Annotated in this window: 26 protein-coding genes, 1 tRNA gene and 1 pseudogene; 17 read left to right on the top strand and 11 right to left on the bottom strand. The window is 67.0% G+C overall.

Annotation, left to right across the window (positions count from 1 at the left end; genetic code table 11):
* Positions 1 to 79: 79 nt before the first annotated feature.
* The 8 genes and pseudogenes from GGQ80_RS04050 to GGQ80_RS18715 form a co-directional block, all read left to right on the top strand.
* The gene (locus tag GGQ80_RS04050) at positions 80 to 562 is read left to right on the top strand and encodes a hypothetical protein (protein WP_183982618.1); all 483 of its coding nucleotides are present in this window, start codon (positions 80 to 82) and stop codon (positions 560 to 562) included.
* A 94-nt stretch (positions 563 to 656) separates the two neighbouring features.
* The gene (locus tag GGQ80_RS04055) at positions 657 to 884 is read left to right on the top strand and encodes a hypothetical protein (RefSeq protein WP_183982619.1); all 228 of its coding nucleotides are present in this window, start codon (positions 657 to 659) and stop codon (positions 882 to 884) included.
* A complete protein-coding gene (locus GGQ80_RS04060; RefSeq protein WP_183982620.1) occupies positions 881 to 1,177 on the top strand; it encodes a hypothetical protein in 297 nt (98 codons plus the stop codon). The genes GGQ80_RS04055 and GGQ80_RS04060 overlap by 4 nt, the downstream gene beginning before the upstream one ends.
* Positions 1,174 to 1,383, top strand: a complete 210-nt coding sequence (locus GGQ80_RS04065; protein WP_183982621.1) for a hypothetical protein — start codon at positions 1,174 to 1,176, stop codon at positions 1,381 to 1,383. Before GGQ80_RS04060 ends, GGQ80_RS04065 begins: the two co-directional genes overlap by 4 nt.
* Positions 1,380 to 1,583: a hypothetical protein gene (locus GGQ80_RS04070; protein ID WP_183982622.1), complete on the top strand. Its 204-nt coding sequence runs from the start codon at positions 1,380 to 1,382 to the stop codon at positions 1,581 to 1,583. The genes GGQ80_RS04065 and GGQ80_RS04070 overlap by 4 nt, the downstream gene beginning before the upstream one ends.
* A 184-nt stretch (positions 1,584 to 1,767) precedes the next feature.
* On the top strand, positions 1,768 to 3,306 hold the full coding sequence (locus tag GGQ80_RS04075; protein ID WP_183982623.1) for a ParB/RepB/Spo0J family partition protein: 1,539 nt from the start codon (positions 1,768 to 1,770) through the stop codon (positions 3,304 to 3,306).
* On the top strand, positions 3,303 to 3,569 hold the full coding sequence (locus tag GGQ80_RS04080) for a hypothetical protein (RefSeq protein ID WP_183982624.1): 267 nt from the start codon (positions 3,303 to 3,305) through the stop codon (positions 3,567 to 3,569). The genes GGQ80_RS04075 and GGQ80_RS04080 overlap by 4 nt, the downstream gene beginning before the upstream one ends.
* A gap of 106 nt (positions 3,570 to 3,675) precedes the next feature.
* Positions 3,676 to 4,683: pseudogene (locus GGQ80_RS18715) on the top strand (recombinase family protein); the annotation flags it as partial.
* Positions 4,684 to 4,845: 162 nt separating this feature from the next.
* On the opposite strand, the gene GGQ80_RS18720 reads toward GGQ80_RS18715, so the two are convergent.
* The 5 genes from GGQ80_RS18720 to GGQ80_RS04105 all read right to left on the bottom strand — a co-directional run bounded on the left by GGQ80_RS18720 (position 4,846) and on the right by GGQ80_RS04105 (position 8,674).
* Complete coding sequence (locus GGQ80_RS18720) at positions 4,846 to 5,142, bottom strand: hypothetical protein (RefSeq protein ID WP_343050823.1); 297 nt, start codon at positions 5,140 to 5,142, stop codon at positions 4,846 to 4,848.
* A 118-nt stretch (positions 5,143 to 5,260) separates the two neighbouring features.
* Positions 5,261 to 5,337, bottom strand: a tRNA-Met gene (locus GGQ80_RS04090).
* A gap of 46 nt (positions 5,338 to 5,383) precedes the next feature.
* Positions 5,384 to 5,890 (bottom strand): 2'-5' RNA ligase family protein, encoded by a 507-nt coding sequence (locus tag GGQ80_RS04095; RefSeq protein ID WP_183982938.1) that lies wholly within the window; start codon positions 5,888 to 5,890, stop codon positions 5,384 to 5,386.
* Positions 5,887 to 7,785, bottom strand: coding sequence for a potassium transporter Kup (locus GGQ80_RS04100; protein WP_183982939.1), 1,899 nt, complete (start codon positions 7,783 to 7,785; stop codon positions 5,887 to 5,889). Before GGQ80_RS04100 ends, GGQ80_RS04095 begins: the two co-directional genes overlap by 4 nt.
* A 445-nt stretch (positions 7,786 to 8,230) precedes the next feature.
* Positions 8,231 to 8,674: an Lrp/AsnC family transcriptional regulator gene (locus GGQ80_RS04105; RefSeq protein ID WP_183982625.1), complete on the bottom strand. Its 444-nt coding sequence runs from the start codon at positions 8,672 to 8,674 to the stop codon at positions 8,231 to 8,233.
* Between the two features lie 126 nt (positions 8,675 to 8,800).
* Here GGQ80_RS04105 and ald point away from each other — a divergent pair, with 126 nt between their 5' ends.
* Positions 8,801 to 9,907: an alanine dehydrogenase gene (gene ald / locus GGQ80_RS04110; protein ID WP_183982626.1), complete on the top strand. Its 1,107-nt coding sequence runs from the start codon at positions 8,801 to 8,803 to the stop codon at positions 9,905 to 9,907.
* Positions 9,908 to 9,950: 43 nt separating this feature from the next.
* Entirely contained in the window at positions 9,951 to 10,172 is a 222-nt protein-coding gene (locus GGQ80_RS04115) for a DUF3072 domain-containing protein (protein ID WP_183982627.1), read from the top strand.
* A 194-nt stretch (positions 10,173 to 10,366) separates the two neighbouring features.
* Here GGQ80_RS04115 and GGQ80_RS04120 read toward each other — a convergent pair whose 3' ends face one another.
* Both GGQ80_RS04120 and GGQ80_RS04125 read right to left on the bottom strand, forming a co-directional pair.
* Complete coding sequence (locus GGQ80_RS04120; protein WP_183982628.1) at positions 10,367 to 11,689, bottom strand: AmpG family muropeptide MFS transporter; 1,323 nt, start codon at positions 11,687 to 11,689, stop codon at positions 10,367 to 10,369.
* 62 nt (positions 11,690 to 11,751) lie between these two features.
* On the bottom strand, positions 11,752 to 12,180 hold the full coding sequence (locus GGQ80_RS04125; RefSeq protein ID WP_183982629.1) for a response regulator: 429 nt from the start codon (positions 12,178 to 12,180) through the stop codon (positions 11,752 to 11,754).
* A 106-nt stretch (positions 12,181 to 12,286) separates the two neighbouring features.
* On the opposite strand from GGQ80_RS04125, the gene GGQ80_RS04130 reads away from it, so the two are divergent.
* Together GGQ80_RS04130 and rsmD are read left to right on the top strand one after the other, a co-directional pair.
* Positions 12,287 to 13,660, top strand: a complete 1,374-nt coding sequence (locus tag GGQ80_RS04130) for a pseudouridine synthase (RefSeq protein ID WP_246346849.1) — start codon at positions 12,287 to 12,289, stop codon at positions 13,658 to 13,660.
* Entirely contained in the window at positions 13,657 to 14,193 is a 537-nt protein-coding gene (rsmD, locus tag GGQ80_RS04135) for a 16S rRNA (guanine(966)-N(2))-methyltransferase RsmD (RefSeq protein ID WP_183982630.1), read from the top strand. Before GGQ80_RS04130 ends, rsmD begins: the two co-directional genes overlap by 4 nt.
* A 154-nt stretch (positions 14,194 to 14,347) precedes the next feature.
* Here rsmD and GGQ80_RS04140 read toward each other — a convergent pair whose 3' ends face one another.
* The 3 genes from GGQ80_RS04140 to GGQ80_RS04150 form a co-directional block, all read right to left on the bottom strand.
* Positions 14,348 to 15,637: an MFS transporter gene (locus GGQ80_RS04140; protein WP_183982631.1), complete on the bottom strand. Its 1,290-nt coding sequence runs from the start codon at positions 15,635 to 15,637 to the stop codon at positions 14,348 to 14,350.
* Positions 15,638 to 15,986: 349 nt separating this feature from the next.
* The gene (locus GGQ80_RS04145; protein ID WP_425506014.1) at positions 15,987 to 16,385 is read right to left on the bottom strand and encodes a GFA family protein; all 399 of its coding nucleotides are present in this window, start codon (positions 16,383 to 16,385) and stop codon (positions 15,987 to 15,989) included.
* 92 nt (positions 16,386 to 16,477) lie between these two features.
* The gene (locus GGQ80_RS04150) at positions 16,478 to 16,789 is read right to left on the bottom strand and encodes a UrcA family protein (RefSeq protein ID WP_183982633.1); all 312 of its coding nucleotides are present in this window, start codon (positions 16,787 to 16,789) and stop codon (positions 16,478 to 16,480) included.
* 193 nt (positions 16,790 to 16,982) lie between these two features.
* Between GGQ80_RS04150 and GGQ80_RS04155 the strand changes: the two genes are divergently transcribed.
* From GGQ80_RS04155 to GGQ80_RS04165, 3 genes are all read left to right on the top strand, one after another.
* Positions 16,983 to 19,253, top strand: coding sequence for an ATP-dependent helicase (locus tag GGQ80_RS04155; protein WP_343050824.1), 2,271 nt, complete (start codon positions 16,983 to 16,985; stop codon positions 19,251 to 19,253).
* 64 nt (positions 19,254 to 19,317) lie between these two features.
* Positions 19,318 to 21,420, top strand: coding sequence for an AAA family ATPase (locus GGQ80_RS04160; protein WP_183982634.1), 2,103 nt, complete (start codon positions 19,318 to 19,320; stop codon positions 21,418 to 21,420).
* Between the two features lie 56 nt (positions 21,421 to 21,476).
* Positions 21,477 to 21,902 carry a hypothetical protein gene (locus tag GGQ80_RS04165; protein ID WP_183982635.1) on the top strand — a complete coding sequence of 142 codons (426 nt, stop codon included), beginning with the start codon at positions 21,477 to 21,479 and terminating at the stop codon, positions 21,900 to 21,902.
* A gap of 60 nt (positions 21,903 to 21,962) precedes the next feature.
* Here GGQ80_RS04165 and GGQ80_RS04170 read toward each other — a convergent pair whose 3' ends face one another.
* Positions 21,963 to 22,310 (bottom strand): WYL domain-containing protein, encoded by a 348-nt coding sequence (locus tag GGQ80_RS04170; protein WP_183982636.1) that lies wholly within the window; start codon positions 22,308 to 22,310, stop codon positions 21,963 to 21,965.
* Positions 22,311 to 22,391: 81 nt separating this feature from the next.
* Between GGQ80_RS04170 and GGQ80_RS04175 the strand changes: the two genes are divergently transcribed.
* Positions 22,392 to 22,886 carry a hypothetical protein gene (locus GGQ80_RS04175; RefSeq protein WP_183982637.1) on the top strand — a complete coding sequence of 165 codons (495 nt, stop codon included), beginning with the start codon at positions 22,392 to 22,394 and terminating at the stop codon, positions 22,884 to 22,886.
* Between the two features lie 80 nt (positions 22,887 to 22,966).
* Positions 22,967 to 23,791, top strand: a complete 825-nt coding sequence (locus GGQ80_RS04180) for an alpha/beta fold hydrolase (RefSeq protein WP_183982638.1) — start codon at positions 22,967 to 22,969, stop codon at positions 23,789 to 23,791.
* Positions 23,792 to 23,805: the final 14 nt, after the last annotated feature.

Consider the following 23,805-nt stretch of genomic DNA (forward strand, 5'->3'; position numbering starts at 1 on the left):
CCAGTCTGCGGTGCGACGTGCCACGAGTCGGTGTCGGCGGTCAGCGACCGTCGGCACCGGCTTTTCGTGCAGGTGCCGCATGACGCTCGAACGCGACCCGCTGACGATGGAGAACGAGCTCAACCTCGTCCTGGGCGAGATCGGGATGGAGCGTGCCGCCGCGATCACCGGCCGCGCCCCCGGTTACTTGCGCAACCTCTCGCACCCCGATCGCCGCGAGCAGCTGACCGCGCGCGACATGTTCCTGCTCGACATCGAGCACGATGCGCGCTTCGGCCGCGGCTATCCCTTGTTCGAGGCGCTCGGCCGCCAGCTGCAGACCGCCCGCGCCGCACGCTTCGCCGATTCGGCGGCGATCGCCCACCATTCGGCTGACCTGGCGCGCGAGAATGGCGAGGCGATCGGCGCGCTGATCGCCGCCGGCTTCGCACCCGGCGACGACAAGGCACTGGCCGAGGCGCTGCGCCAGGTCGAGGACGTCCACCGCGTCGCCTCGGCGGCGATGGCGACGATCCACGCCGCGCTCGGCCGCACCGCCGATCCGCCACCGGTCCCGCCCTGACGCTCAACCTTTCCCGCTGACCACCACCGATCACCCGCACCGGCTTGCCGATCCCCATCGGCGAGGCGGTGTCCTGCTGCCCGAGAACGCCCGCGTGTCCAACCGATCCGACCTCAACGCCTACCGCGACCAATTCGCGACGCTCGACGCGGCCGTCGAGCGGATCGCCGGCACCGTCCCGTCGCCGACGGCGAGGCACCAGCTGAACAAGGCGGTCGCGATGATCCGCGCCGCCGACCATTTCGTGAAAGGCGCCCTGCACGCCACCGGCCGGGCCGACGTCGATCCGCTCGAGCCGCTGGCTGTGGAGCGCGCGTCGTGACGCCGGGCACCTACCTGCGCCAGTCGCGCGAGGAAGCCGCGATGACCCTGCGCGACCTGGCGTTGTGCCTCGACAGCGAGCCCGCGATCAGCTGCCAGTCGCGCGAGCAATGGCTGCGCCGGATTGAGGAGGGCATCGACCCGCTCGGCTGCACAACGGCCAATGCGCTACTCAGCGTGCGCGCGCTTCGCCTCGATCCCGAGCTGCTGGCGCTGCTGATGGATCGCGCCGCCGGCGTCGACCTCGCCGTCCGCCTCGTGCCGTCATTCCAACCCGCGGGATCCGCGTCGTGAACGCCCCGCCGCTCCCCGTGCCGACGCAGCTGCGCCGGATGAGCCGGTTCCTCGTCGTCCTCGGCCTGGTCAACGGCTTCGCCCTCGCCTTCGCGCTCGGCGGCAACCTGCGCGTCGCGGTCGCGGCGCTGGCGATCAACAATTTCGGCCTGGTCATCGTCGTGACGATGATCCGCGGGCTCCTCAATCGGAGGACCTTCCTGTGAAGCACCACGACTTCCCGCCGCGCGCCGAGTGGCACGCGCTCGACTGCCGCTGCCGCGCCTGCGTCCCCGATCCGATCGACGACGCCGACTGGCAAGTCGTCGGCGCCGCCGCGATCCTCGCGACGATCGTCGTCAGCCTGGCGATGCTCGCGATCGATCCCGCGGGCACGATCGCGACCTGGACGTCGACCTTCCGGTGATCGCCAACCCGCGCCAGATCGACCTCGAGGACTGCATCGCCGCTGCCAAGTCGGGGGACCGGCCGGAAGCGGTCCCCCTCCCCGTTCCCGACGCACCCGCTGGTGACACAGCGGGTGTGAGCGCACCCGAAAGCCGCTCGTCGAGATCTGCGCTCGCGGCATTTCAGCCGGAGCATGTCGTCCCATGACACCCACCCCCGCCGTTGAGAAGGGCCTGACCCGCCGTATCCTGACCCTCGCCGCCGGTCGCGCCACCAAGGCCGACTTCGAGGCGCAGCGCGCCCCCGCCTATCCGCCCGCCCGCACCTCGCTGGCGGCGACGGCGGTGCGGATCGTGCCGTCCGCGCCGCTGCTCTTCCCGCTCGCCACGCTGCTCCGCGCGCCGGAGAACGTCCGCCATGTCCGCAGCGACGAGGACGTCAGCCCGCTCGCCGAGGACATCGCCGCGCACGGCCTGCTCCAGTCGCTGATCGGCTACCAGCGCTTCATCGACGATGTCGCCGACAAGGTGATGATCGTCGGCGGCGGGCGGCGGCTTCAGGCGCTGCAGCGGCTGTGGGACGAAGGACTGCTCGACGGCGCCTGGAAGGTCCCCGTCCTGATCCGCGACGTCGACGAGGCGGTCGAGCTGAGCCTGGCGGAGAACCTGCAGCAGCGGACGATGTCCCCCGTCGACGAGTTCTTCGCCTTCAAGAAGCTGATGGATCGCGGCGACACCTCGCCGGCCGAGCTGGCGAAGCGCTTCGGCTTCAGCGAGCGCGTGGTGAAGCAGCGGCTTCGCCTGGCGCAGCTCGCCACGCCGGTCCTCGATGCGCTGGCGGACGGCCGAATCACGCTCGACGCCGCGATGGCCTACGCCAGCTCGCAGGACCAGGTCCTGCAGCAGGAGGTGTTCGAGGACGAGGATCGCCGCGGCAGCACGGCGCACGCCACCGATCGCATCCGCTTCTCGCTGGCGATGAAGACCTACAAGACCGACGACCCGCTGTTCCAGTTCGTCGGCGCGGAGGCGTACGAACGTCGCGGCGGCGGCTATGAAGACGATCTCTTCGCCGAAAAGACCGGCGCCCAGCAGCTCGCCACGCCCTTCGCGCTCGAGACGGCCGCGCGCGAGATGATCGAGTTCCAGATGCTCCGTCGCCTGCCCGAGTTCCAGCGCAGCGAGGATCTGTCGCCGTCGATCAGCGGCTTCGTCGTCGCCGCCAGCCTGCGGGTCCACGACACCGTCGGCAACGCGATCGGCGTCACGACGCCGCCCGGTTATGTGAAGGTCGAGAGCGTCGAGTGGCGCAAGCCCTGGGCGGAGATCCGCCGCAGCCGCACCGACGTGAAGATCCTGGTCGGCATCGATGACAGCGGCCAGCTGTCGCTCGATCCCCGCGTCATGTTCGTCGAGAAGCGCCAGCGCCGCGCCGTCGAGCAGCAGCGCCCCGCCTCCCCCGGCTCGGCCGAGACCGAGCAGCAGCGCCAGCTGCGGATCCGCCGCCAGGTCGTCGAGCGCAACGCCCGACACGCCGCCGCCGGGCCGTTCACCGGCACGTTCCTCGAGAACCGCGTCTTCTGGCCCGAGCCGCACAACGACCGCAGCCGCGCCTTCGTCCATGAGGACGGCAACGGCTGGCTGGTGTCGGCCGAGATCTTCGTCACCGACGATGCAATCGCCGCCCACCGGGCCCAGGCCGAGGCGGAATACGACGCAGCGCTTGCGACGACGCCCGCATGAGTGCCACCCTTCACGAGACAGCGCCGGCCGGAGGATTGGATCGGACGGTTGCTGAGGATGCGTCGCCGCCGACGGCGTGGAGCCCGCCGCTCGCCGGCGACGCATCCGATCCTGCCAAGCCGCCCGCCGAGCGGACCGAACAGCTGCTGGCGATCGTCGTCCGCGGCTTCCCCAACGGCGGCACCTGCCTCGAGGCGGCGGTGCGCGCGGGCATTGAGCTGGGCTGGGCGGCACGGCACCGGCTGGGCGCGAACGCGACATGATCGCCGGCCAGCCATTGCCCGCGGCGATCGCCGCCCTCGTCGACGCGATTGCCCGCGACATGGCGGCGGAGGATGTTCGGCGCGCCTTAGACCACCGGAGTCGCCAATGCCCCGTGCCGCCATCTACGCCCGCTTCTCGACCGACAAGCAAAGCGCCACCTCGGCCGAGGACCAGATCCGCGACTGCCGCCAGCGCGCCGATCGCGAGGGCTGGGACGTCGTCGAGGTCTACACCGATCTCGCCATCTCGGGCGCCAACAACCGTCGGCCCGGGATGACGCAGATGCTTGCCGACGCCGCGGTCGGCTCGTTCGACATCGTGATGGTCGAGGACCTCGATCGCGCCGCGCGCGATCTCGAGGACATCGCCGGCATCTACAAGCGGCTGAGCTTCGCCAACGTCCGCCTGTATGCGCTCAGCGTCGGCGACGTCACCGAGCTGCACATCGGCCTGAAGGGCACGATGGACAGCCTCGAGCTGAAGAAGCTGGCGGAAAAGATCCGCCGCGGCCAGCGCGGCGCGGTGTCGCGCGGGCGCGTGCCCGGCGGGCTCGCCTACGGCTACGAGGTGGTGCCGACGATCGCCAGCGACGGCACGCTTGATCGCGGCCATCGCCGGGTGAACGAGGAACAGGCCGCGGTCATCCGCCGGATCTACGACGAGTATCTCGCCGGCCGCAGCCCCAAGGCGATCGCCCACGGCCTCAACGCCGATCGCATTCAGTCGCCGCGCGGCGGCGAATGGCGCGCCTCGTCGATCGCGGGCTCGAAGGCGCGGGGCATCGGCCTGCTCCACAACCCGATCTACGCGGGTCGCCTCGTCTACAATCGCGTGCGGATGGTCCGCGATCCCGAGACGCGGCGCCGGCTCTCGCGCACCAACGCCGGGACCGAGCGCGTGCTAACCGAAATGCCGCACCTACGGATCGTGTCCGAGGAGCAGTGGCAGCGCGTCCAGGACGAACGCGACCTGCGCTCGATCGGCCCGAGCGGCCAGCAGCGCCGGCCGCGCTACCTGCTGTCGGGCCTCATCCGCTGCGGCGGCTGTGGCGGCGCGATGATCCTGGTCGCGTCCCATCGCTACGGCTGCGCACGCCACCGCGAGGCCGGGACCTGCGACGTCGCGCAGCGGATCGCGCGCGAAGAACTGGAAGAGCGCGTCCTCGCCGGCATCACAGAGCAGCTGCTGAAGCCGGAGGCCGTCAGCCACCTGGTCAACCGCTACCACAAGGCCAGCGAGGCGCAGATGAAGGAAGAGCGCAAGCGCAGCGAAGCGCTAGACCGGCGCATCGCCATGCTCGACAAGGCAATCGAGCGCCTGGTCACCGCGATTGCCGAGGGCGGCATCGACTTCGCCGAGATCCGCGAGGCGATGGCCGCTCGCAAGGCCGAGCGCGAGGATCTCCGCCGGCAGCGTGACGAGCTGGCGGCAACACCGGTGATCGCGATGAACCCGCACCTGGTCGCGGAGTATCGCCAGCGGGTGCGGCGGCTGGCGCTGATGCTGGGGTCCAACACCCCGAACGCCCACGAAGTCTTCGCGCGGCTGCGGGATCTGATCGGCTCGGTACACCTCACCCCCGCCAACGACGGCGCTTGGTCGATCGAGCTTCACACGTCGCTGAGTGGGGTCATCGCGATGACGACACATGATCCAGGCCGCCAGAGGCGTCTTGGCCGGATGATACCGGTGGTAGCGGAGGAGGGACTTGAACCCCCGACACGCGGATTATGATTCCGCTGCTCTAACCAGCTGAGCTACTCCGCCCCAAGGGCTTGTGAGGCGCGGCCTATATGGGCGCTTTTTGGGCCGGTCAAGCGAACATGTGACGCGACAGCGGCTCCCACGGCCCACCGCGATACCACCATGTCGCCAGCCCGGCGATCTCGACCGCGCGCGGCCGGAAATCGCGCGACAGCGCGCCCAGCAGCACCTTGGCCGCCGCCGGTTGGACCTTGTTCTGGATGGTGACGTGCGGTCGCCAGCCGCCGGCGTCCTGCGGCGTCAGCAGCCCGACGAACGCCTCCGCCAGGCGCGCACGGATGCCGATCAGCGCCGGGCACTCGATCTTGTAGGCGACGCCTCGCCCCAGCGAGATCAGCCCGGCGACCCGCGCGTCGGGCGCCCGGACCCCGCGCGTTTCCTCATTCAACCGATGCTTCAGCTCCGCCTCGATCGACGGCGGCAGGTGATGGAACATCGTGAGATGCGCCGCCAACACGTTGCGCTCGGGCGGGAAATAGGCCGCTCGCTCCGAATCGAACCAGCCCTGGTCGCGCCGTCCGAACAGCGCGGTGACGATGATGGGGGCGTTGCTCAGATCTCGACCTGACTACCTAGCTCCACGACCCGGTTGGTCGGCAGGCGAAAGAACTCCATCGCGCTCTCGGCGTTGCGCAGCATCCAGGAAAACAGCTTCTCGCGCCACAGCATCATGCCCGGCCGCTCCGACGCCAGCAGCGTCTGGCGCGACAGGAAGAAGCTGGTGTCCATCATCTTAAACTCGGCGCCGCAGCTTTTGATCGGCTTCAACGCCGCGGGTACGTCGACCTCGTCCATGAAGCCGTAGCGCAGGATCAGGCGATAGAAGCCCTCGCCCATCTCATCCTGTTTGGCGCGCTCCTCCTCGGGCCAATAGGGCTGGTCCATGATCTTGACCGTCAGCAGGATCACCCGCTCGTGCAGCACCTTGTTGTGCTTCAGATTGTGGAGCAGCGCCTGCGGCACGCCATCGGCGGCGCTGGTCATGAACACCGCGGTGCCCGGCACCCGGCTCGCCGACGAGGCGGCGGAGTGGATGAACACCTTCAGCGGCATCGCCGCCTCGTGCAGCCGCTCGATCATCAGCTTCCGACCCTTCGACCAGGTCGTCAGCAGCGTGAAGATCAGAAAGCCGACGAGCAGCGGCACCCAGCCGCCGTCGGGCACCTTCGTCAGGTTCGCCGAGAGATAGGCGCCGTCGACCAGGAAGAAGAGCGCCAGCAGCGGGATGGCGGCATAGCGCGGCCACTTCCACAACCGGGTCAGCGCGACGCCGAGCAGGCAGGTGTCGATCGTCATCGCCCCGGTCACCGCGATACCGTACGCGCTGGTCAGGTTCGACGAGGTGCGGAAGAACAGCACCAGCAACAGCACCATCGCCATCAGCATCCAGTTGACGAGCGGGATGTAGATCTGGCCGGCGGTCGACGCGCTGGTATGCTCGATGCGCAGCCGCGGCACGAAGCCGAGCTGGATCGCCTGCTGCGTGACCGAAAAGGCGCCCGAGATCACCGCCTGCGACGCGATCACCGCGGCGGCGGTCGCCAGGATCACGAGCGGAAAGCGCAGGCTTTCGGGCGCCAGCATGTAGAACGGGCTCGCAAGCGCCGCATCGCCCATGCGGACCAGCAGCGCGCCCTGCCCCATATAGTTGCACATCAGCGCCGGCAGGACGAAGAACAGCCACGACACCGCGATCGGTCGCCGTCCGAAATGGCCCATGTCGGCGTACAGCGCCTCGGCGCCGGTCACCGCCAGCACCACCGATCCCAGTGCCAGGAACGCACGGACCGGATCGATCAGGAAGAATTCGAACGCGTAGTGCGGCGACAGCGCCCACAGCACGCTCGGCGTCTCGATCACGCTCAGCACGCCCAGCACCGCGATCACCGCGAAATAGGTCAGCATGATCGGGCCGAAGAACAGGCCGACCCGCGCCGTCCCGCTCTTCTGGATGGTGAACAGGAACACCAGGATCGCCACCGCGACCGGCAACACCAGCCCCGCCAGCGAGGGCGCGGCGACCGCCAGCCCCTCGACTGCCGACAGCACCGACACCGCTGGCGTGATCATACTGTCGCCATAGAACAGCGCGGTCGCAAACACGCCGAGCAGGATGATCCCCGTTGACCAGCGCTTGGTCTTGGTCCGTCCCGACACCAGCGCCAGCAGCGCCAGGCTGCCGCCCTCGCCCTTGTTGTCGGCGCGCATGATTATGGCGACGTACTTCAGCGTCACGACGATCATCATCGACCAGAACATCAGGCTGATGACGCCCATGATGTGCGCCGTGTCGACCGCCAGCTTGTGATGCCCGGCAAAGGTTTCGCGGAACGCGTAGAGCGGGCTGGTGCCGATGTCGCCGAACACGATGCCGATCGCCCCGACCGCCAGCTTGGCCAGCCCGTCCTGCGCGTGCCCGCCGCCGTGCGCCGACGCGACGGCATGGTTCAGCGACTCGTCGGGAGCGCCGAAGTTCTCTGCCGTCACAGGTGGGTGTTCCGGCAGGTCGGCCGGCAATGGAATGCCATGGTTGGAGTCCGCGCTCGCCCCTAATCGCGTGTGGGGCCGGATTAGCACGCCGATATTGCCCCAGCAACGCCGGGTTCAAGAGGCCGTCATCGACGTGTCATGCGATGGGGGGGGCTCAGGCAATCCTCCCCCGCCAGGGGGAGGTGGCAGCGAAGCTGTCGGAGGGGGAGGTAAGCGAGCACCAACGTTTAACGGCTCCGCCCCCTCCGTCACGCCTTCGGCGCGCACACATCTTCCGCCCCTCCGTTCGTGCTGAGGAGGCGCGGGGCGACGTCGAAACGCCGTCTCGAAGCACAGGTGGCTTGGCCCCCCCTTCGAGACGAGGCTTCGACGTCGCTCAGCGCCTCCTCACCACGAACGGCAAGGATCAAGGCCGCCGGATCACCTCGCGAATCACGAAATGCGACGCCAGCCGGGTCACCCCCGGCAACCGCGACAGGATCTCGCGATGGATTCGCTCGAAGCTATCCCCCTCGCGCGCCTCGACGTGCAGCAGATAATCCGCCTCGCCGCTCATCAGGAAGCAATCGCGCACCTGCGGAACGTCGACGATCTCGCGCTCGAACGCCGCCATCGTCTCTTCGCGCTGGTCCTTCAGCGTGACGTTGACCAGCACCACGAACGGCTTGCCCCGCGCCGCCGGCGACAGCACCGCGCGATAGCCGGCGATCAGGCCCGCCTCGCGCAACGCCGCCACCCGCCGATGCGCCGCACTCGCCGAAAGCCCCACCCGCTCCCCCAGCGCCGCACTGGTCAGGTCGGAATCATGCGCCAGCTGGGCGAGAATCTTGCGATCGAAGTCATCGAGCATAACGATCCCGCCTACCACGCCACGCACGCAAGATCATCCCGTCGCATTGCCTTGGCGCGGCGCACATCGCGAACACCTCCCGCCGCCGATGCGCTACACGCGGGCCAACAATTCAGGAGAGTTCCCATGAAGGTCGGCGTTCCCAAGGAAATCAAGAACCACGAGTATCGCGTCGGCCTGACCCCGCCGTCGGTCGCCGAATTGGTCGCCGCCGGTCATGAGGTCGTCGTCGAGACCAACGCCGGTGCCGGCATCGATTTCGAGGACCAGGACTATATCGACGCCGGCGCCTCGATCCTGCCCGACGCCAAGTCGGTCTTCGCCGCCGCCGACATGATCGTGAAGGTCAAGGAGCCGCAGGCGAGCGAGATCGCGATGCTCGAATCACGCCACCTGCTCTTCACCTATCTCCACCTCGCCGCCGACAAGCCGCAGGCCGAGGGGCTGATGAAGTCGGGCGCAACCTGCATCGCCTATGAAACCGTCACCGCGGCGCGCGGCGGCCTGCCGCTGCTCAAGCCGATGAGCGAAGTCGCCGGCCGCATGTCGGTCCAGGTCGGCGCGCATTACCTCGAAAAGGAACAGGGCGGTCGCGGCGTCCTGCTCGGCGGCGTCCCCGGCGTGGCGCCGGCGAAGGTCGCGATCCTCGGCGGCGGCGTCTCGGGCGTCAACGCCGCGCAGATGGCGGTCGGCATGCGCGCCGACGTCACCATCTACGACATCTCGAACGATCGCCTGGCCGAGCTGGACATGTTCTTCAGCTCGCAGATCAAGACCGCCTACGCCTCGAAGGCGGCGATCGCCGCGGCGGTGAAGAACGCTCACCTCGTCATCGGCGCGGTCCTTGTCCCCGGCGCCGCCGCGCCCAAGCTCGTGACCCGCGAGATGATCGGCACGATGAAGCGCGGCGCGGTGATGGTCGACATCGCGATCGACCAGGGCGGCTGCTTCGAGACCAGCCACGCCACCACCCACGAGGATCCGGTCTTCGAGGTCGATGGCGTGATCCACTATTGCGTCGCCAACATGCCCGGCGCGGTCGCGCGCACCAGCACCTTCGCGCTCAACAACGCGACGCTGCCCTTCGCGGTGAAGCTGGCGAACCTCGGCGCCGAGGCCGCGATGAAGGCCGACCCGCACCTTGCCGCCGGCCTCAATGTCTTCAAGGGCCAGATCACGCACCAGGCCGTCGCCGAGGCGCTCGACCTGCCGTTCACCGCCTGGAACGGATAAGGAACGTGGGAGTTGGGGTCTTCGAAACAGGAGACCCCACCCCATGACCGACCAGCACATGAATCCGAAGGACCACCCCACAGGCAATGCCGAGAAGGATCCCGACGACTGGACCACCGGCGACGAGCCGATGACCGGCGCCCAGGCCAGCTATCTGAAAACGTTGAGCGAGGAAGCGCACGAGGAATTCGATGATGGCCTGACCAAGGCCGCAGCCTCGAAGCGCATCGACGAACTCCAGGCCAAGACCGGCCGCGGACAGTAACCTCCACCTCCGTCACCCCGGCGAAAGCCGGGGCCCATCTCGCCGCGGGCGACTGACCCGAGACTCAAGCTGAGTCGCCCACCGCACGATGGGTCCCGGGTCGAGCCCGGGATGTCGCGTGGGGATAGGATCGTGCGCCTCGGCCATCCGTCACCCCCACGAACGCCGGGGACCAAGACCCGGCCAGACGCCCCTCAATCCCCGTCCCTTACATCCCCCTCGCCCGCGACACCCGCGGACCCGATCGAGCGATCGACCAGCCCGCTCGCGCTCATCCACCAGAACAATAGCACCCCCGGCACCGCCGCCGCCGTGGTCAGCCAATAGAAGTCGACATAGCCCATCGCATCGACCAGCCGCCCCGTCGTCGTCGCGGTCAGCACGCGCCCCACCACGCTCGCCCCGGCCGAGATCAGCGCATATTGCGCCGCCGTGAAGCGCAGGTCGCATAGCGCCGAGAAATAGGCGATCACCGTCACCCCGCCGATCCCGCTCGCGGCATTCTCGAACGCCATCGCGCCCGCCAGCCCCAGGTTGGAATGCCCCGCCCCCGCCAGTAGCGCGAAGCTCGCGTTGCTCACCGCCATCAGCACCAGCGAGATCAGCACCGAGCGCTTCAACCCCAGCCGCGAATACAGCACGCCGCCAATGAACAGCCCGACCCAGAACGCCCAGAAGCCGACGCCGACGTCGTAGAGCGCGATCTCGTCGTTGGTGAACTTCAGGTCGTCGAGCATCAGCCGCAATGCCTGCTGCCCCAGCGTGTCACCGATCTTGTGGACCAGGATGAACAGCAGGATCACGAAGGCGCCGTGGCGGCGGAAGAACTCCTGGAACGGTCCGGCAATCGACGCGATCATCTCGCTCGTGGTCCGCCGCGACGTCGGCTCGCGATGCCGCTTGGGCTCGCCGCGAACCAGCGCGACGATCATCGCCGGCACCGCGAAGACCAGGCAGGCCAGGTACGCGACGTGCCAGTTGCTCCGCGCCGCCACCGCCAGCGCCAGCGACCCCGCCGCGACCGAGCCAATCTTCCAGCCATATTGCGTCATGCCGCTGCCGACGCCCATCTGGTACGGCTCGAGCGTCTCGATGCGATAGGCATCGATCACGATGTCGTAGGTCGCGCCGGCGAAGCCGACCAGGATCGCCGCCGTCGCGGTATAGCTAATCGCCGACTTGGGATCGACCAGCGCCAGGTTCGTCACCGCCGCGATCACCAGCACGCCGGCGAGCAGGATCCACGACACCCGCTGCCCCAGCCGCCCGATCACCGGCAAGCGAACGCCGTCGACCATCCACGCCCACAGCGGCTTCAGATTATAGACCAGGAACGCCAGGCTGAACGCGGTGATCGTCGACTTGTTGAGCCCGTCCTGCTTCAGCCGCGTCGTCAGCGTCGCGCCGATCATCGTGAACGCCAGGCCCGACGAGATACCCATGAAGAACACCGCGAGCGGCCCACGCTCCACATAGGGCCGCACCCCGTCCCACCACGTCACCCGCTCCGCCTGCATTCACTCGACCCCGCGCCAAAGCGGCGGTTCTAGCGGGAATTTCGATGGCGGCTAGAGCCCCGTCAATCGCCGCCGAACAACCGGAACCCGGCCGGCGGCTTCTTCGCCTTGCCGCCGTCGATCCGCGTCTCGATCGCCTCGATCGCGCCCAGCAGGTCGCGTTGCGCGTGGGGCTTGGTCAGGCAGCCGTCCGCGACCTCCGCCGCCTCGACCGGGCAGTTGCCGGTCACGAACAGCACCGCGACGCCCGCCGCCTTCGCCGCGCGCGCCACGTCCAGCCCCGATCCGTCAGCCAGGCTGACGTCGACCAGCACCAGGTGCACCTCGGCGTCGCTCTCGATCACCGCCACCGCCTCGGCCACCCGATCGACCGTCGCGACGATCTCGAAGCCCTCGGACGACAGGAAATGCTCGGTGTCGAACGCGATCAGCGGTTCGTCCTCGACGACCAGGAGGCGCGTGATCGATCGTTTGCGCTTGCCGAAGATCATGGATGTGGGGCCAATCGAAGAATCGCTACGCGAGCGACAACGCGTGTCGCGCCGGCATGGCGCAAAATATTTCGCGGCCAAGTCAATTCTTGGCTACAGCCGCGCCATGCCCAGCAAAGACGACGACCAGACCCCGCGCACGGGCGAGCGCATCGCCAAGATGCTCGCCCGCGCAGGCATCGCCTCGCGCCGCGAAGTCGAGCGGATGATCGACGACGGCCGCGTCGCGATCGACGGCGTCGCGATCACGACGCCCGCGACGATCCTCACCTCGCTCGCCGGTGTCGCGGTCGACGGCCGCCCCGTCGCCGCGCCCGAGGAAGCGCGCCTCTTCGTCTATCACAAGCCGACCGGCCTTCTGGTTACCGAGCGCGATCCCGCCGGTCGACCGACGATCTACGACCGCCTACCCGGCGGCCTGCCCCGCCTCGTCCCTGTCGGCCGCCTCGACCTCAATACCGAAGGCTTGCTGCTGCTCACCACCGACGGCGGATTGAAGCGCAAGCTCGAGCTGCCCGCCAACGGCGTCGAGCGCACCTATCGCGCCCGCGTCTACGGCCACATCACCCAGCCCGAGCTCGAAACGCTGATGGACGGCATCGAGATCGACGGCATCCGCTACGGCGCGATCGACGCCAACCTCGAGCGCCGCACCGGCACCAACGCCTGGATCGAGCTGACGCTGACCGAGGGCAAGAATCGCGAGGTCCGCCGCGTCCTCGAATATCTCGGCCTCCAGGTCGGCCGCCTGATCCGCACCCGCTACGGCCCCTTCATCCTCGCCGACATGCCCGTCGGCACCATCGGCGAGGTCCACAGCGGCGACATCGCCCATTTCGAATACCAGCTCGCCAGAAAGCAGAAGCCCGACGCGCTCATCGCCGTGCTGCCGATGCAAAATCCTCCCCGAGCTCGTCTCGGGGAGGGGGACCATTCGGCGCAGTCGAATGGTGGAGGGGCCGGCGCGCCCCGCGCCGCGCGCGGCACCCGCACGCCCTCCCACGGCGACCGCTCCTTCCCGGCCCGCGGCGACCGACCCTCGTCCGCCCGTGGGCCACGTCCTTCGACAAGCTCAGGACGAACGGAGCAAGAGAGAGCGACGCGCGGCGAACGCTCCCCTGCTGCTCGCCCCGGGCACTCCCCTACGGCTCGCCCCGGCCACCCCTCCTCCGTTCGCGCCGGCCACACCTCCTCCGTTCGTCCTGAGCTTGTCGAAGGACCGGTCCAGCAACGACTACCTCGCGGCTCACAGCCTTCAAGCGCTGCACGCACTGCCACCAGCGCCCCCCGCCAACAAGTCGACCGCGCGCCCCAGCGCCCCACCCGCGACGGTCGCGCCCAGCCCGCGGCGAAGCGCGGCGACTATGTCGAGGGTCGCCCCACGGGTGACGCGCCGACGCCCCGCCCCCCGCGCCCGCAGCGCAAGCCCGGCTGGGCGCGCGCCAAGCCCAAGGCCGGGCCCGGAAAGCCGCGTAAATGAGGGTTATCGCCGGTCAATGGCGCGGCCGCCCGCTGGTCGCGCCCAAGGGCGACGCCACCCGCCCCACTGCCGATCGTACGCGTGAAGCGCTGTTCTCGATGCTGGCGAGCCGCCTCGGCAGCTTCGACGGGCTGGCGGTCGCCGATCTGTTCGCGGGCTCCGGCGCGCTAGGCATCGAGGCGCTGTCGCGGGGCGCCGCAACCTGCCTGTTCGTCGAGCATGATCGCGCTGCGCTCGATGCGCTGAAGGCCAATCTCGCCAAGCTCGACGCCAAGGGCGACGTCCGCGCCACTTCGGTGATGGCGCTCGGCCCAGCGCCGCAACCGCTCGACCTTGTGATGATGGACCCGCCCTACGGCAGCGGCGCCGGCAGCGTCGCGCTCGACAAGCTCGGCCGCCTCGGCTGGATCGGCCCCGCGACCTGGATCAGCATCGAAACCGCCAAGCCGGAGGAGATCGACGTCGCCCGCTTCACCATCGACGCCACCCGCGTCCACGGCAAGGCCCGGCTGACGCTGCTGCGGCAAGCGTAAACCTCCCTCTCCCATTGGGAGAGGGAAGGGGCCCGCTCGGCGAAGCCGAGTGGGAAGGGTGAGGATCGAGATCAGCCTTCCCCCAAGCGGGTCGCCTGCGGCAACATGGATCCCGGCTCAAGGCCGGGATGACGAGGTGTCGCAACGAGGCGAATCAAGGCTCCAGCAGCACCACCCCCACCTCACGCCGCCGCCCCAGCATCACCAACGCCACCAGGCTCATCAGCGACATCACCGCCAGATACGCGCCCACCAGCATCAAGCCATGCGGCCCCCGCGTCGCCAGCGCCTGCGCCACCACCGGGGTCAGTCCGCCGCCGATGATCCCCGCCATGTTGAACGCCAGGCTGACGCCCGTGTAGCGCACCCGCGCCGGAAACAGGCTTGGCAGCCAGGCGCCCAGCGGCCCGTAGACGAACCCCATCACGAATAGCGCGAACGCCAAACACGCGAAGATCGCCACCAGCGATCCCGATCCCAGCGCTGGCGCCAGCAATAGCCCGGCGACCACCGCGCCGACGCAGCCGCGCGCAAGGACATGCGCAGCGCTCGTCCGATCCGCCCACACCCCCGACAGTGCAATGCCGACCGCCATGAACAGAATCGCCCCCAGCTGCATCGTCAGCATCGTCTGCCGGTCGATCCCCAGCACCGTCGTCGCATAGCCCAGCGCGAAGGCGGTCGCGAGATAATAGACCGCGAAGCATGCCACCGCGCCGAAGGTGCCGCCCAGCGCGCTACGCCAATGCTCGCGCAGCAGCTCGCCCATCGGCACCGCCGGCGGCGGCCCCTCCTCCAGCACCTTCGCGAAGGCGGGCGTCTCAGCGATCTTCAGCCGTACCCACAGCCCCAGCCCGACCAGCACGATCGACAGCAGGAACGGCACGCGCCAGCCCCAGGCAATAAAATCGGCGGGCGTCATCGTCAGCCCCAGCACCAGGAACAGGCCGTTGGCGGCGATGAAGCCGATCGGCGCGCCCAGCTGCGGCACCATCCCGTACCGCCCGCGCCAGCCCTCGGGCGCATTCTCCACCGCCAGCAACGCCGCCCCGCCCCACTCGCCGCCGAGGCCGAAACCCTGGCCGAACCGCAGCACGCACAGCAGCACTGGCGCCAGCCAGCCGACGCTGGCGTAGGTCGGCAGGAATGCGATCGCCAGCGTCGAACCGCCCATCAGCATCAGGCTGGCGACCAGCGTCGACTTGCGCCCGATCCGGTCGCCGTAATGGCCGAACGCCCATGCCCCCACCGGCCGCGCGACGAAGGCGACCGCCAAACTGGCATAGGCCGACAGCAGCTGGATCGCGGGGTCGCCCGCCGGAAAGAACAACGGCCCGAACACCAGCGCCGCCGCGGTCGCATAGATGTAGAAATCATAGAATTCGACCGAGGTGCCGACGAGGCTGGCGATCAGGATCCGGCGCGGCGAAGCGGTTGGCGTCATCCCCTATCCCTCAAACCTGCCGCCCGATATTGCAAGCCGTGCGCGCCGTCGCCCGGTTGCCCGCTGCTCTCTAACCCCGGGCTCGAACCACCGGCCCGTATTTTCCCGCATTTGCTACAGCGCAGACATGCGCCCGCAACAAATCGCCGTCAAAAGGATGTCCGTCGCCATCCTCCCCCGGAGGCGACTGACGGTGCATCCCCCTCCGCACCGTTTCCCTGGACTGCGGGGCGGCGCTTCAAACACGCCGCCCCGATTTTTATCCGGGCCCCGATTTTTATCCGGGCCCCGATTTTTATCCGGGCCCCGATTTTTATCCGGGCCCCGATTTTTATCCGGGCCTCGATTTTTATCCGGGAAAGCGCGCGAAGCGCGGCAGGCTCGCGACATCGTCGATCCATGCCGGCGCGTCGTCCATCTGGATCGACGCCTGCGGCGGCAACAGGTCGGGATCGTCGAGCGTCGCCGACTGGATGTCGATCTGGCCGGGGAACACCGCGTCGCTCAGGAAGAACAGCCCCGTGCCGCAGCGCCCGCAGAATTGCCGGTGCGTGCCGGGCGATGATTCGTAATCGACCGGCTCGCCGCTGATCGTCACCCGCTCTTTCGGGAACAGCGCCCAGCCGACGAACGTCGCCCCCGCCGAGCGCCGGCAGTCGCTGCAATGACATAGCGCGTGATGCGCCGGCTCGCCCGAGGCTGTGTAGCGGATCGCGCCGCACAGGCATCCGCCGGTCAATTCGCTCATCATCGCCCTCCCGGAATCTTCCCCTTTTGTTCTCATACTGCCGGGGATTTGGCAAGGGGCCGGCGATGCGTCGCCGACCCCCGCGCCGGTCGTCAGTTCGCGGCCGTATCCATCGCGGTCCGGCTGCCCGCCAGCCGGGCGATCGCCGCATCGCCGTTGTCGCTCATTTCGCGGCGGCAGCGCTGGGCATCGGCATAGTCGGCCGCAGCGGACGAGACGGGGCGGCATGCGAAAGCGGCGGCGCGGCGCACGCGCTTCATCATCCGCGCACGATCGGCGGGCTGGCCGAGATCGAGGCCGGCGCGCGAGACATGGACGCTCACCATCTCGCGCTCGGCGAGCACCGGCGTGGCGGCGGACGTGACGATGACGGCCGCGATCGCGGCCCGAAGCAGGCTGTTCATGACGGTTCTCCTGATGGCTGCGGCAAGCTCGACGCGATCCGCCGCGCCTCTGCCGGGCCGGCTCTTGCCCGCGCGCTCGCCGGCAGCGCCCCGCTAGCTGCGCCATGCGTCAGCCCCGCGTCGATTGTGCGTCGTTCGTGTTGCACGCGCTCCAGCCTTGCCCGCGCCGCCGCCGTTCCCTACCTGTTCGGGGGTGACCGACACCCAACTCGCTGATCCGCCGTACCTGCGCAACCTCAACCCGCCCCAGCGCGAGGCGGTGTTGACCACCGACGGCCCCGTCTTGATGCTGGCCGGCGCCGGCACCGGCAAGACCGCCGCCCTCACCGCCCGGCTCGCCCACCTGCTCTATACCCGCAAGGCATATCCGTCGGAAATCCTGGCGGTCACCTTCACCAACAAGGCCGCGCGCGAGATGCGCGAGCGCGTCGGCCGCCTCGTCGGTGACGCGGTCGAAGGCATGCCCTGGCTCGGCACCTTCCACTCGATCGGCGCCAAGATGCTGCGCCGCCATGCCGAGCTGGTCGGCCTGCAATCGAACTTCACCATCCTCGACACCGACGACCAGCTGCGCCTGCTCAAGCAGCTCGTCATCGCCGCCGACCTCGACGAAAAGCGCTTTCCCGCGCGCAGCCTCGCCGGGCTGATCGACGAGTGGAAGAACAAGGGCCTCACCCCGCGCGACATCGATGCGGGCGAGAGCGAACGCTACGCCAACGGCCGCGGCGGCGAGCTGTACCAGCAATATCAGGACCGATTGCGCGCGGTGAACGCCTGCGATTTCGGCGACCTCCTCCTCCACGCTCTCACGATCCTGCGCACCCACCGCGACGTGCTCGAGCAATATCAGCAGCGCTTCCGCTACATCATGGTCGACGAGTATCAGGACACCAACGCCGTCCAGTATCTCTGGCTACGCCTCCTCGCGCAGGAGCGGCGCAACATCGCCTGCGTCGGCGACGACGACCAGTCGATCTACTCCTGGCGCGGCGCGCAGGTGGAGAATATCCTGAAGTTCGAGAAGGACTTCCCCGGCGCCAAGGTGATCCGCCTCGAACAGAACTACCGTTCCACCCCGCACATCCTCGGCGCGGCGGGCGGCGTCATCGCCAACAATACCGGCCGCCTCGGCAAGCAGCTGTGGACCGAGCTCGACGCCGGCGAGAAGGTTCGCGTCCTCGGCGTCTGGGACGGCCCCGAGGAAGCCCGCCGCGTCGGCGACGAGATCGAGGCGGCGCAGCGTATCGGCACCAGCCTCGACGACATCGCCATCCTCGTCCGCGCCCAGCACCAGACCCGCGAGTTCGAGGACCGCTTCATCGCGATCGGCCTGCCCTATCGCATCGTCGGCGGCTATCGCTTCTACGAGCGTGCCGAGATCCGCGACGCCCTCGCCTATCTGCGCATCGTCAACCAGCCCGCCGACGACCTCGCCTTCGAGCGCATCGTCAACGTCCCCAAGCGCGGTCTCGGCGACAAGGCGCTGGCCAAGATCCACCAGCTCGCCCGCATCGAGCAGATGCCGCTCACCCTCGCCGCCGCGCGCATCCTCGACACCGACGAACTCACGCCCCAGGCACGCCGCGCGCTCGGCAACCTCGTCGGCGACATCGCCCGCTGGCGCGACATGGCGCGCGAGCTGCCCCATGCCGAACTCGCCCGCCAGCTGCTCGACGAAAGCGGCTACACCGCGATGTGGCAGGCGGAGAAGAGCGCCGAGGCCGCCGGTCGGCTCGAGAACCTCACCGAGCTCGTCCGCGCGATGGAGGAATATGAATCGCTCGGCGCGTTCCTCGAACACGTCAGCCTGGTGATGGACCGCGACGGCGACACCCGCCAGCCGGAGGTCACGATCATGACCATCCACGCCGCCAAGGGGCTGGAATTCGACACCGTCTTCCTCGCCGGCTGGGAAGAAGGCCTGTTCCCGTCACAGCGCTCGATGGACGAGGGCGGCACCCGCGCGCTCGAGGAGGAACGCCGCCTCGCCTATGTCGCGATCACCCGCGCCCGCCGCCGCGCGACCATCCTCCACGCCGCCAACCGCCGCATCTACGGCCAGTGGACCAGCAGCCTGCCCTCGCGCTTCGTCGGCGAGCTGCCGCCCGAGCACACCGATAGCGAGACGACCATGTCCGGCGGCGAGAGCCTGTGGCGCGCCAACTGGTCCGACCGCACCGACCCCTTCGCCGACATCGCCCGCGGCACCGGCCGCGGCCCCGGCTGGCAACGCGCCGCGAGCGCGGGCAGCACCTTCACCACCCAGCCCACCCGCCTCGTCGAAAGCCGCAGCAGCGCCGTCAGCCTCGGCAACAAGGGCCGCAGCGACCTGTCGGTCGGCCAGCGCGTGTTCCACCAGAAGTTCGGCTACGGCGAGATCGCCGAGATCGAGGGGAACAAGCTGGAAATCGACTTCGAGCAGGCCGGGCGGAAGCGGGTGATGGATAGTTTCGTGACGGCTTAACAGGGCTAGTATGATCAAGCATTTGCGGTAGACTACTTAGGCAAGTTGTTTTTAGGGTTGGGCAATGCGATTCAGCAACCTCTACGTCGAGAATTTCAAAGCAGTTGACAGCGTAGCGCTTGAGGGTTTGCAGGACGTTGTAGTGATTGCAGGACCGAATGGTTGTGGCAAGTCGACAATCCTCGACGCTGTTCGGCTATGGAAATCCGCGATAGGCGCCTATCAACGTGACGAGCTCCGTGTAAGCCTACAGGAGCTCGGATTCTCAGAGTCCACCGAGTCTCTTAAAACGATGCTTCAAACGCCGACCCGGTCGTTGGCAGTAACGGCCACCGTTGATTTTGCCTCGAACGAGCGCCGGTTTCTTCGAGACAACGTAGAACAATTATTGTCATTTTATTTTTTTCGCCAACGCGCTTCCGATCAAATGATGAGGCACTATTTCAATTACGACGGATTTCGCCTATCTGATGATTTTCGCACCCATTCGGGCGAGATTTGGCAGTCAGTCCACAATCATCGAGAGGTTTTCCTGCAGCAGGTAAGTGAAAATAGCTGTGTCGCCACAATGTCCATTTCACCCACTGGCGATCTACAAACCAACGCCCCGTTTCTACTTAACGTGTATCTCTCAATGTTTTTACCTCCCGACTTGGGAATAATCGATTATTACGGTCCGCAACGCGCTTTTGGTCGCGAGACTGTCGGAGGCATAACACTCCAAGTGCGTCAGCAACGCGCACAGCAACATAGTAGTGCGCTTTACCAGACGGCCGGGAAGGTTTCTAATATAAAGTCGGAGTTGGCATCGTCTTTTGTGAACAGGCTTCTCGCCGAGGCTGCGACAGGCCAGCAGCCAGATCACGGGGATATCGCCCTCGAACGCACCGTTCATGAGTTATTTCAGCGATTCATACCAGGTAAGACATTTGATGGGCTCAAGCCTACAGCCGATGGTGGACTAACGTTCGATGTTTCAACCCCAGCCGGCAAGCACGACATTGCAGAACTCAGCTCTGGTGAAAAGGAGTTGATTTACGGTTATTTACGCTTACGGAATTCGGAGCGACGCAACTCGATCATAATGATTGATGAACCCGAACTGCACCTGAACCCTCGACTGACCGATGGGTTGCCGCATTTTTACTCAAAGCATTTTGGCTCAGCATTTAACAATCAGCTGTGGCTTATTACGCACTCAGACACCATTCTGCGCCAATCAGTCGCTGCACCTGGTTTTAGCGTGTACCATATGCAAACGGCAGGCAGCTACCCAGAAGGGTCTCCTCAAGCAACGCAAATCGTTGGAAGCAATGACGTTGATCGAGCAATAATAGATCTCGTGGGGGATCTTGCGGCTTACAAACCTCGGGGCAAGTTGGTACTCCTAGAAGGGGGCGGGGATAGTGAATTCGACGCCTCCGTCGTAACTAAGTTATTTCCCGATTTTGCGTCGCGCGTAAATTTGATATCCTCTGACAATCGGAGCCGAGTCCGGAAGCTGCATAGCGTACTCCACAAAGTAGCTACGCAAAGTGGCCTATTTCACAATGTTGCATCTATAACTGATCGGGATATGGGCTACAGTGAAGAATTTCCTCCCCCAAATTCATTCACATGGGATTGCTATCATATAGAAAACTATCTCCTTGAGCCTACTTTCATTCGAGCTGTACTCATTGAATTGAATGAGATTAAACTGACTGTAAGTGAACTGGACATATATAATTGGCTCCGAGAGTCAGCGCGGGCAAGGCTTGACGAGCTGGTCAGACACGACGTCGAAAGCTGGTCCTCACGACTGCTAAGAAATGCAGTGCGCGTGAACACGCCGCGTGACACTCCCTTTATGGCGATCCGAGTGGTTGATGCCGCTAAGGCTAGTGTCGATCGATGCGTCAATCTACTTTCCAATCAGCTTTCGCCTGAGCAAATTAGCATGCGTTCTACGTCCACTCGCGAAACCCTCACTCGAGATCTCGGTACAGATGAATGGCGCAGTACTTTTCGAGGGCGGGATATTCTGAAGGAATTTGCAAGTCGGCACTGTCAACGGGTGACGTGGGACGTGCTGAGGGACCTGGTGCTCGGCAAGATGCAACTTGCGGAATATCAACCAGTCGGCATGGCTCGCATTCTCAACGCACCGGCGTGCGATAGCGTGTAGGTAGATTGGGAACACTCGCCCTTCCAATGTAGGAAAACCCATGCCCTAACCCCGGCATGGCCGACGAAGACCCCCTCGCCTTCACCCCCGTCCCCACGTCCCGCGCCCGCCACAACGGCTGGACGCCCGAACGCCAACGCAGGTTCATCGCCGCGCTCGCGATGATCGGCCTCGTCAGCGTCGCCGCGCGCGAGGTGGGGATGTCCGCCAAATCGGCCTATGCGCTGCGCAAGCGCGCCGGCGCTGAGGAATTCGCCATCGCCTGGGACCGCGCCGTCGGCTCCGGCCAGGCGCATGCCCGCTCGACCGCGGTCGAGCGCGCCATCCACGGCACGCTCGTCCCCGTCTTCCACCGCGGCAAGCGCGTCGGCGCGCGGCGGGTGTTCGACAACAAGTTGCTGGTCGTCGCGCTGCGCGCCTTCGCGGCGCCCGGCACCCTGGGTCCGGCGTTCAGCCGCGATCGCCTCGACGATCCGGCATGACGTCCCCGCATATGGGTGCTTACCTTCGTTACCTTGCCGCCATCCGCGCGGCGGCCAGGCTCAGCCCCGCTCGACCGCCATCAGCGCGTTGCCGCCGTACTTCTCGTCGGTCGGATCGAACAGCGCGCTCGGCACGAAGCGGCGCGGCGTGATGCGCAGGCCGACCAGCCCGGCGAGCTTGAACTGGCCCAGCTTCTCCTCGCGCGGCGGCTTGCCGTCACGCTCCACCGTCACCGCGTCGATGTAGATCTCGTCATGCTTGGTGAAGATCATGTGCGGTGCCAGCACCACCTCGCCGCGGTTGTACGTCGCGGTCACCGCCTGGCGCTTGACGATCGCCTCGAAGATGACGGTTGGGGACGGCGCCGGCGTGGTCGGCGCGCTTTGCAGGGTCGCGCTGTTGTTCATGGCCGTCCTTCTGCCCTTTTTGTTGCGCTGCAGCAAGTGCGTGTGGACGGAACACCTGTGTTAGCTCGCCGTTCCCGTCGGATGAGCACCACCGCCGAACGCGATGATCCCAAGCTGTGGGAGAAGGTTAAGAAGCAGGTCATCGCCGGATCGAAGGGCGGCGACAAGGGCGAATGGTCCGCCCGCAAGGCGCAATTGGCGGTCGCCGAGTATAAGAAAAAGGGCGGTGGCTATGTTGGTGAGAAGGACGAGCACAACTCGCTCCACGAATGGACCGAGGAGGAGTGGGGCACCAAGTCGGGCAAGAAGAGCGGCGACACCCACGAACGCTATCTGCCGAAGAAGGCGCGCGAGGCGCTGAGCGACGAGGAGTATAAGAAGACCACCGCCAGGAAGCGCGCCGACACCGCCAAGGGCAAGCAATTCTCCAGGCAGCCCAAGCAGGTTGCCGAGAAAACCGCCAAATATCGCGATCATTGCACCAAGGCCGATCTCTATGCCGAGGCGAAAAAGCGCGACATCCCCGGTCGCTCGTCGATGACAAAGGCTCAGCTGGCGAACGCGTTGGCCGACTGACCAAAACCTTCGCGCAACAACGCGGTGGGAACGGCCCCGCCGCCAACCCGTTGCCGTTCCATCATTTACCGGAGAGCGTCATGCCTTATATCAAAACCCGCGACGGCACCGACATTTACGTCAAGGATTGGGGCAGCGGGCGTCCCGTGGTCCTCATTCACGGCTGGCCCCTCAACGCCGACAGCTGGGACGAGCAGGCGATGGCGCTGGCCGACGCGGGCTTCCGCGCGATCGCCTACGACCGTCGCGGCTTCGGCCGGTCGGGCCAGCCCTTCTCTGGCTACGACTATGACACGCTCACCGACGACCTCGCCGACGTGCTGAAGGAGACCGGCGCGGAGCAGGACGCGACGCTCGTCGGCTTCTCGATGGGCGGCGGCGAAGTCGCCCGCTACATGAGCCGTCACGACGGCAAGGGCGTCGTCGCCGCCGGCCTGATCGCGTCGGTCGTGCCCTATATGCTCCAGACCGACGACAATCCCGACGGCACCCCGGGCGACAAGCTCAATGCCATCGGCGAGGGGATCAAGAAGGATCGGTACGGCTTCTTCCAGAGCTTCTTCAAGGACTTCTACGGCGTCGGCCTGATCGAGCATCCGGTCAGCCAGGGCCAGGTCGACTGGGCCTGGTGGGCGCAGAACCAGGCCGGGCTGAAGCCGATCCTGGCGTGCGCAGAAAGCTTCGGCAGCACCGACTTCCGCCCCGATCTCGCCAGCTTCCGCGTGCCCACGCTGATCGTCCACGGCACCTCGGACAAGACCGTGCCCATCGACGCCGCGGGCCGCGCCGCCGCCGCCGGCATCGCGAACAGCCAGCTGGTCGAGTACGACGGTGCGCCGCACGGCCTCACCGCGACGCACAGCGATCGCTTCACCAACGACCTGCTGACGTTCCTCGGCCGCTGAACGACGAAGGGGCG

Source organism: Sphingomonas jinjuensis (assembly GCF_014197105.1).
Classification (GTDB): domain Bacteria; phylum Pseudomonadota; class Alphaproteobacteria; order Sphingomonadales; family Sphingomonadaceae; genus Sphingomonas; species Sphingomonas jinjuensis.

What these genes read in the sequence shown, in the direction of transcription:
- GGQ80_RS04080 (WP_183982624.1), top strand. Translation starts at nt 3,303, where the DNA reads ATGAGTGCCACCCTTCACGAGACAGCGCCGGCCGGAGGATTGGATCGG.
- GGQ80_RS04075 (WP_183982623.1), top strand. Translation starts at nt 1,768, where the DNA reads ATGACACCCACCCCCGCCGTTGAGAAGGGCCTGACCCGCCGTATCCTG.
- GGQ80_RS04115 (WP_183982627.1), top strand. Translation starts at nt 9,951, where the DNA reads ATGACCGACCAGCACATGAATCCGAAGGACCACCCCACAGGCAATGCC.
- GGQ80_RS04125 (WP_183982629.1), bottom strand. Translation starts at nt 12,180, where the DNA reads ATGATCTTCGGCAAGCGCAAACGATCGATCACGCGCCTCCTGGTCGTC.
- GGQ80_RS04105 (WP_183982625.1), bottom strand. Translation starts at nt 8,674, where the DNA reads ATGCTCGATGACTTCGATCGCAAGATTCTCGCCCAGCTGGCGCATGAT.
- GGQ80_RS04175 (WP_183982637.1), top strand. Translation starts at nt 22,392, where the DNA reads ATGAGCACCACCGCCGAACGCGATGATCCCAAGCTGTGGGAGAAGGTT.
- GGQ80_RS04050 (WP_183982618.1), top strand. Translation starts at nt 80, where the DNA reads ATGACGCTCGAACGCGACCCGCTGACGATGGAGAACGAGCTCAACCTC.
- rsmD (WP_183982630.1), top strand. Translation starts at nt 13,657, where the DNA reads ATGAGGGTTATCGCCGGTCAATGGCGCGGCCGCCCGCTGGTCGCGCCC.
- GGQ80_RS04160 (WP_183982634.1), top strand. Translation starts at nt 19,318, where the DNA reads ATGCGATTCAGCAACCTCTACGTCGAGAATTTCAAAGCAGTTGACAGC.
- GGQ80_RS04165 (WP_183982635.1), top strand. Translation starts at nt 21,477, where the DNA reads ATGGCCGACGAAGACCCCCTCGCCTTCACCCCCGTCCCCACGTCCCGC.
- GGQ80_RS04130 (WP_246346849.1), top strand. Translation starts at nt 12,287, where the DNA reads ATGCCCAGCAAAGACGACGACCAGACCCCGCGCACGGGCGAGCGCATC.
- ald (WP_183982626.1), top strand. Translation starts at nt 8,801, where the DNA reads ATGAAGGTCGGCGTTCCCAAGGAAATCAAGAACCACGAGTATCGCGTC.
- GGQ80_RS04170 (WP_183982636.1), bottom strand. Translation starts at nt 22,310, where the DNA reads ATGAACAACAGCGCGACCCTGCAAAGCGCGCCGACCACGCCGGCGCCG.
- GGQ80_RS04140 (WP_183982631.1), bottom strand. Translation starts at nt 15,637, where the DNA reads ATGACGCCAACCGCTTCGCCGCGCCGGATCCTGATCGCCAGCCTCGTC.
- GGQ80_RS04145 (WP_425506014.1), bottom strand. Translation starts at nt 16,385, where the DNA reads ATGAGCGAATTGACCGGCGGATGCCTGTGCGGCGCGATCCGCTACACA.
- GGQ80_RS04150 (WP_183982633.1), bottom strand. Translation starts at nt 16,789, where the DNA reads ATGAACAGCCTGCTTCGGGCCGCGATCGCGGCCGTCATCGTCACGTCC.
- GGQ80_RS04120 (WP_183982628.1), bottom strand. Translation starts at nt 11,689, where the DNA reads ATGCAGGCGGAGCGGGTGACGTGGTGGGACGGGGTGCGGCCCTATGTG.
- GGQ80_RS04180 (WP_183982638.1), top strand. Translation starts at nt 22,967, where the DNA reads ATGCCTTATATCAAAACCCGCGACGGCACCGACATTTACGTCAAGGAT.